The following is a 6267-nucleotide window of genomic DNA, read 5'->3' on the forward strand; positions in this document are numbered from 1 at the left end:
TTGAAACGGCGACGATTGGCCATGGCGAGCTCGACGATGCGCGCGAACATGTTGGAATAGGCCGCCGTATAGACATGCGAGGGGAATTCCAGCTTGGCATGGCGTTCGCCCATGCTTTCGGTTGCTTCATAATAATGCTCGTCGAAGCGGGCCGAAAACAGCTCGTCGCAATGGGCCAGCATGCCGGCGCGCAGATAGGCGACATTGTCAGCGATCTCGAAATAGTGCGCGACTTCCGGGTTGCCGACCAGATGGTCGAAGACGGTCTCCAGAGCCTCTGCCGCATATTCCATCAGGCGCGGCTTGATGTGCTGGATCCGGTCGATCACATCTTCGTCGATGCGAAAGAACTCGCGCTGCAGGCTGCGTGCCTCTTCATTCATGATGAAATCTCTTGCCATACTGGGAATAGGCGCAGGTGTTTCTTTCGATTTTGTGTAAATCGGAGCGATATTTTAGCTAAATGCCAGCATCGCAGCTGCGCCCAGCGCTCCAGCGCCGATCAGCCAGGCCAGGCGCAGGAACCAGGGCCGCAGCTTCGGACCGCCGCCGAGTGACAGTTTTCCGGCCTTGAGCTGGGCGCCGACATCGGCCCAGTCATCGATCGCATCGGGGAGTCGGCGCAAGGCATCATGCAGGCGCGTCAGGTCCTCGCCGAGATCGCGGATGCGCCCTTCCGGACCCAGTTCCCGCTTCATCCAGGCTTCGACGATGGGCGCGGCCGCGCCCCACATGTCGTGTTGCGGGTCGAGCTGGCGCGAGACGCCTTCGCACTGGACCATGGTCTTTTGCAGCATCACCAATTCCGGCCGGAGGCGCATGTCGAACAAGTCGGTTATCTCGAAAAGCTGCAGCAGGACGCGTGACATTGGCACCTGATCGGCCGTCTTGCCGAAGATCGGTTCACCAACAGCACGCAAGGCGCTGGCAAAGTCTTCAACGGAGTGTCTGGCGGGGACATAGCCGGCCGCGAAATGGGCCCGGGCGGCGGCCATGTAGTCGCGGGTCAGGAAGCCGTGCAGGATCAGCGCAAGGAAGCGTCGCTCGGCCCGGCCGATCCGCCCCATAATGCCGAAATCGACCGCCCAGACCGTGTCGTCAGTGCGGGCGAAGAGATTGCCGCCATGCATGTCGGCGTGGAAGACACCGCGGTCGAGTGCGGTGGCAAGGAAGGCGCGGGTCAGGCGGGTTGCCAGGGCGGGCCGGTCTATTCCGCTGTCTGCAATGGCGTCGATATCTGACAGGGCAATCCCGTCTATCCATTGCGTGACCAGGATGCGTCGGGTCGAGCGGGCCCAGTCGACGGTCGGGATGTGATAGCCCTCGGCGACCGCGGCGGCTTCGCCGAGTTCCGACGCGGCGGCAGCTTCCAGGCGCAGATCGGTTTCCACCGTCAGGGAGCGCGAGACCGTCTCGACAAATTTCTTCGGTTCCAGTCGGCGGCTGGCCGGGGCGAAGCGTTCGGCCAGGCTCGCGCCGAGCGAGAGGGTGCGGATGTCGCGCGCGATGCGCCGCTCGATGTCCGGGCGCAGGATTTTCACCGCGACCACCGCGCCGTCGGGGGTGGTCGCCTTGTGAACCTGGGCGATCGAGGCGGCAGCGACAGGAGGCCCGAATTCGCTGAAGGCCTCGCTGACCGGCATGCCGAGCTCGTCGGCCAGAACCGCCCGCGCCTCTTCATCACCGAAGGCCGGCATGCGGTCCTGCAGCCGGGACAGGCCGCGGGCAAAGCGCTCGCCAATGACATCGCCGCGCGTGGCCAGGATCTGGCCGAATTTCACATAGGACGGACCCAGCTGCTCCAGCGCTCGTGCGAGGCGCTCGCCCGGATTCTCGGCGAGATCGCGTCGCCGAAATACACGCATGACGGCACCTGCCCAACGGGCCGGAGCCGGATAGAGCGACTGATACTCGGCCGGCAGGATGGCGTCATGCCGGGCCAGGGTCAGGCCGGCGCGCAAAAGGCGCGCGAGAGAAGCGAGGCTGTCAAACATTGATTGTCGGTTTAGTGTCCTTGGTGCAGCTTGGCGAGCGTGGCGTGAAGTCGCGCCGCCAATCGACTGAAACTGAATGGCTTGCCGCGGGACTGTTGACGTGACGCACCGGATTGAATTTGACCCGCTTCGGCAGCTCGCCGTTGTGCATTATCGGGGTGACGTGCTGCCGGAAGAGCCCGCCGAGCTGCTCCTCGAGCTGGTTGCCAAACCCGGATGGACCCCGCGCTGTGACCGTATTGTCGTGTATGATGATGCGGAGATCGGTGAATTGACCGCGGCAAGATTCAAGCAGGTGGCGGCCTCGTTGCAGCCGATCATCGCGCAATATTATGGACCGGCGCCCAATTTCTCTGCCCAGGTTTGTGGCAATGCCCTGAAACGCGGCATGCTGGAGTACTGGATAGCGCTCGGATCGTCAGTCTATTCGCCACCGATGTCGCTGTTTGAGACCCAGACTGAAGCCGAGACATGGCTGGCACAGCAGCGGGCAGCGCTCGGGACGACCTAGGCCCAGCCGACGTGAAGGGCGGCAATCCCGCCGGAGAAATTCGTGTAGCTGACCTGTCGGAACCCGGCCGCGCGCAACTCGTCCGCGAAATCATCCTGGTTGGGAAAGCGGCGGATCGATTCGACGAGATATTGATAGCTGTCGCGATCCTTGGCGACGTAGTGACCCAGCTCCGGCATCACATTGAAGGACCAGGCATCATACGCCTTCTCCCAGGCGCGGCTGGTCGGACGCGTGAATTCCAGGCACAGGAAACGGCCGCCCGGCTTGAGGACGCGGCGCATTTCCTTCAGGGCCGCGGCCCGGTCGGTGACATTGCGGATGCCGGTCGAGATCGTGACGCAATGGGCGGTGCGCTCCGGCAGGGGCAGGCATTCCGCATTGCCGGTGACCCAGTCAATCCGGCCTGCCTCGTGCGGCTTCAGACCGCGTTTCACGCCCGCGCGCAGCATCTGTTCATTGATGTCCAGCACGATGGCGCTGGCCTTCCGGTCGCTGCCACGTCGCTCGGCGACCGCGTCGGCCTTGGCCAGAAAGCTGCGAGCCAGATCTCCCGTGCCGCCAGCGACATCGATCAGGACTTCCCCGGGCTGCGGATTGGCGCGGGTCATGACCATGTCTTTCCAAACGCGGTGAATGCCCAGCGACATCAGGTCATTCATCAGGTCATAGCGCCGCGCAGACCGATCAAAGACGCCGCGGACGAGTGAGGCCTTCTCGTCTCGGGCAACATCGGTGAAGCCGAAAGAGACGGTCGTGTCGGGCGCGTCGTCGGCGGGGCGTGTGGTCTGGCTACGGCTCATGACCGGCAACATAGACACGGACCGCCCCGCGGCAAAGCGGCGAGGGCGGTCCGTGTTGTCGCATGGGCGTGTCCACGCCTGCCGCATGCCCGGTTGGCAGGCGGGTTGGCCTGCCCTCACGCCAGGGCGAGTTTCGGCACGGGCGCTGTCACCATGCGTCGGACCTGCCAGGCATGCGCGGCGACGAAGCGGCGGGCGCGGGACATGATGCGCCGTCCGCGGGCGAGCGGTCCGATGCCCATGATCTCATCACGCGGCTTGCGACGACCGAACCCCTCCACGAAGCCCTCAACGAGGCGGAAGATGCGCAATCGGTCGAGCGCCGGATTGAGCAGATTGGTCACCGTGCAATAGCGGGTATTGTGTGCGTGGGTGTGATGCTGCCAATGCTCTTTCGGGCTCAACAAGACGCCGCGGCTTTGCAGCCAGTGAACCAGCGGCGGTCTCTTGCGCTTCGGTTTGTGGCTCCAGACATGGATCTCGCTGGCGAAAACGCCGGTGGCCAGGGCGCTGAGCGTGAAGGCATTGATCCAACCGAGGATGAGAAAAACGACCAGGAATGCCGCGCTCAAGGCGAGGTTGGGACCATTGCGCGACCAGAAGCTGGCACGGGTGCAGTCGAGTGGCTGGGCATGGTGATTGATGGTCGGCCAGTAGACATGCTTGCCGAGAATGGGGGTCTTCGGATCGCCATAAGTGTCGATATACCAGTGTACGATCCCGCTCATCAGGTCGGCGAATAGAACGCCCAGACCGATCTGTGCCGCGATTATCGCGGCTGACAGGATGATATCCATATGATCAAACATGCTGCCTCGTCTCCATTGCATCCCAAAGGCCCGCGAAGCTGAAACCGGAAATGCGGCGAAAATGTAACCATTTGAATGTAAAGATGATTCACATAAGCCATGCCCGAGCTTCCTGAAGTAGAAACGGTCCGCCGAGGCCTGATTCCGGCGCTGGAGGGACGACGCCTCCTCGCCGTCGAGGTGAATCGCCCCAATTTGCGCTTTGCCTTCCCCGATCGCTTTGCCGAGCGGCTGACAGGACAAAGGGTCGAGCGCATTGACCGTCGGGCCAAGTATCTGCTGGTGCGCCTGAGCGGCGGCGAGACGATGATCGGGCATCTCGGCATGTCCGGCCGCTTTTCGATCGAGGTGGACGGCGCGGCGGCCCAGCCCGGTGACTTCGTCCACGCAGCCCCCGCCAATCCCAAGCATGACCATGTCGTCTTCCGGGCCGAGGGCGGTGTTGTGGTGCGCTATAACGATCCGCGCCGGTTCGGATACATGGACCTGTTCCGGACCGCGGCCGAGGCGGACCATCCAGTCCTGGGTGCGCTGGGGCCGGAACCGCATGGCAATGAGTTTTCCGGACCTTACCTGTCGTCTGTGCTGGCCGGGCGGCGCACGCCGATCAAGGCGGCTTTGCTGGATCAGTCCATCGTCGCCGGCCTGGGCAATATCTATGTCTGTGAGGCCCTGCATCGATCCGGCATCAGCCCGCGGCGAGCCGCCGCCTCGATACCGGGCGTGCGTGCCGATCGGCTCGCGACTGCCGTGCGGGCCGTCATTATCGAGGCGATCGAGGCCGGTGGTTCCTCGCTCAAGGACTTTGCGTCCACGGACGGGGCGCTCGGTTATTTCCAACATCGTTTCCGGGTTTATGATCGATTGGGCGCGCCGTGCCCGACCGACGGATGCCAAGGGGCCATCCAGCGCATCGTCCAGTCCGGTCGCTCGACCTGGTTCTGCAGTTCCTGCCAGCGTTGAGGGGGGTGCAGGTGGGAAGCAGGTCTGTGATTTCCCGCTAGCCAGCGCGTTCGGTGCGGATAACGTGTCCGCATCTTTCGATTGTCTCTTTGAGGATCCTGCATGTCAGCTCACTCCCGATTCCGCCGCGCCGTCTCCGGCGCCCTGGGTGCCGCCCTGTTTGCCGGCAGCGCCCTGTTCGCTTCAACTGCCCTGGCCCAGCCGGCGGATTATTCGGCCCTCGAGGCCGATCCGGCAGTCTGGCACCTCTCGGATGCCGATTCCGACGTCTATATCTTCGGCACATTCCACATTCTTCCGCCGGGCCTCGATTGGCAGACGCCAGAGCTCCAGGCGCTGCTGGCGAGCGCCGATACCCTTTATCTGGAGGCGGATGTGCATTCGCCGGAGTCGCAAGGCCAGATGCAGCAATTGGTCATGCAGCACGGTCTCAATCCGCCCGGTGTAACGCTGTCCTCGCTTCTGTCGGCCGAGGCCAATGCGGCGCTGGCCGAGTTCGCCCCGACGCTGGGCGTCGCTCCGGCGATGCTGGAGCCGATGCGCCCCTGGCTGGCCCAGGTAATGCTGGCTGTTACTCAAATGCAGGCGCTGGGCCTCGATCCCAGCGCGGGTGCCGAGGCTGGCTTGCTGGCGCTTGTCGCCGGTAGCGATACGCAGATGGGCTATTTCGAGACCGCCGAGGAGCAGATCCGCTTTCTGGCCGGCGTGTCCGATGAGGTTCAGGCGCGTGCCTTCGATCAAGGCCTGGAGGACATGGCCGACCTGCCGACCCAGCTCAATGAGCTGGTGACGGCCTGGGCCCTGGGCGATATGGCCGTCCTCGAGGAGATGATCAATGGCAGCATGCGTGAAGGATCCCCTGAGGTCTATGAGACGCTGATCGTGACGCGGAACAATAACTGGGTGCCGCAGATTGCCGAGATCATGGAGGGTGAAGGCACGGTCTTTATCGCCGTCGGCGCGGCCCACCTGCCGGGCGAAGACGGTGTGATCCAGCTCCTGCAGGATGCCGGTTACAGCATCTCACGCCAGTAAGTCGTGCGAGACCGGGTGACTCAAACGGGTCGCCCGGTATCGACGCTCGCTTCCGTCTGCGTTATAGCGGCGCGGATTTTCCCGCGCGGGACTTCCGCGCCGTCAGATGGAGCACCGAAATGGGCTACAAGACGATCCAGTACAAAACCGAG

7 protein-coding genes are annotated in these 6267 nt (G+C 63.5%); 3 read left to right on the forward strand and 4 right to left on the reverse strand.

Going from position 1 to position 6267, the window contains the following annotated elements; all coding sequences use genetic code 11:
- On the reverse strand, window positions 1-383 hold a 383-nt coding region (locus QZ266_RS08350), incomplete at its 3' end, for a protoglobin domain-containing protein (RefSeq protein ID WP_295693852.1).
- A gap of 72 nt (window positions 384-455) precedes the next feature.
- Entirely contained in the window at window positions 456-1994 is a 1539-nt protein-coding gene (gene ubiB, locus QZ266_RS08355; protein ID WP_295693854.1) for a 2-polyprenylphenol 6-hydroxylase, read from the reverse strand.
- 100 nt (window positions 1995-2094) lie between these two features.
- On the opposite strand from ubiB, the gene QZ266_RS08360 reads away from it, so the two are divergent.
- Window positions 2095-2505, forward strand: coding sequence for a hypothetical protein (locus tag QZ266_RS08360; protein WP_295693856.1), 411 nt, complete (start codon window positions 2095-2097; stop codon window positions 2503-2505).
- On the opposite strand, the gene QZ266_RS08365 is transcribed toward QZ266_RS08360, so the two are convergent.
- The gene (locus QZ266_RS08365) at window positions 2502-3308 is read right to left on the reverse strand and encodes a class I SAM-dependent methyltransferase (RefSeq protein WP_295693858.1); all 807 of its coding nucleotides are present in this window, start codon (window positions 3306-3308) and stop codon (window positions 2502-2504) included. The genes QZ266_RS08360 and QZ266_RS08365 overlap by 4 nt on opposite strands.
- A 116-nt stretch (window positions 3309-3424) precedes the next feature.
- The gene (locus tag QZ266_RS08370) at window positions 3425-4117 is read right to left on the reverse strand and encodes a fatty acid desaturase family protein (protein WP_295693861.1); all 693 of its coding nucleotides are present in this window, start codon (window positions 4115-4117) and stop codon (window positions 3425-3427) included.
- 99 nt (window positions 4118-4216) lie between these two features.
- Here QZ266_RS08370 and mutM point away from each other — a divergent pair, with 99 nt between their 5' ends.
- Both mutM and QZ266_RS08380 read left to right on the forward strand, forming a co-directional pair.
- On the forward strand, window positions 4217-5080 hold the full coding sequence (gene mutM, locus QZ266_RS08375) for a bifunctional DNA-formamidopyrimidine glycosylase/DNA-(apurinic or apyrimidinic site) lyase (RefSeq protein ID WP_295693864.1): 864 nt from the start codon (window positions 4217-4219) through the stop codon (window positions 5078-5080).
- A gap of 102 nt (window positions 5081-5182) precedes the next feature.
- Window positions 5183-6115 carry a TraB/GumN family protein gene (locus QZ266_RS08380; protein WP_295693867.1) on the forward strand — a complete coding sequence of 311 codons (933 nt, stop codon included), beginning with the start codon at window positions 5183-5185 and terminating at the stop codon, window positions 6113-6115.
- The last annotated feature ends 152 nt before the right edge of the window (window positions 6116-6267 follow it).

The organism is uncultured Maricaulis sp., from assembly GCF_905480005.1.
Lineage (GTDB): Bacteria > Pseudomonadota > Alphaproteobacteria > Caulobacterales > Maricaulaceae > Maricaulis.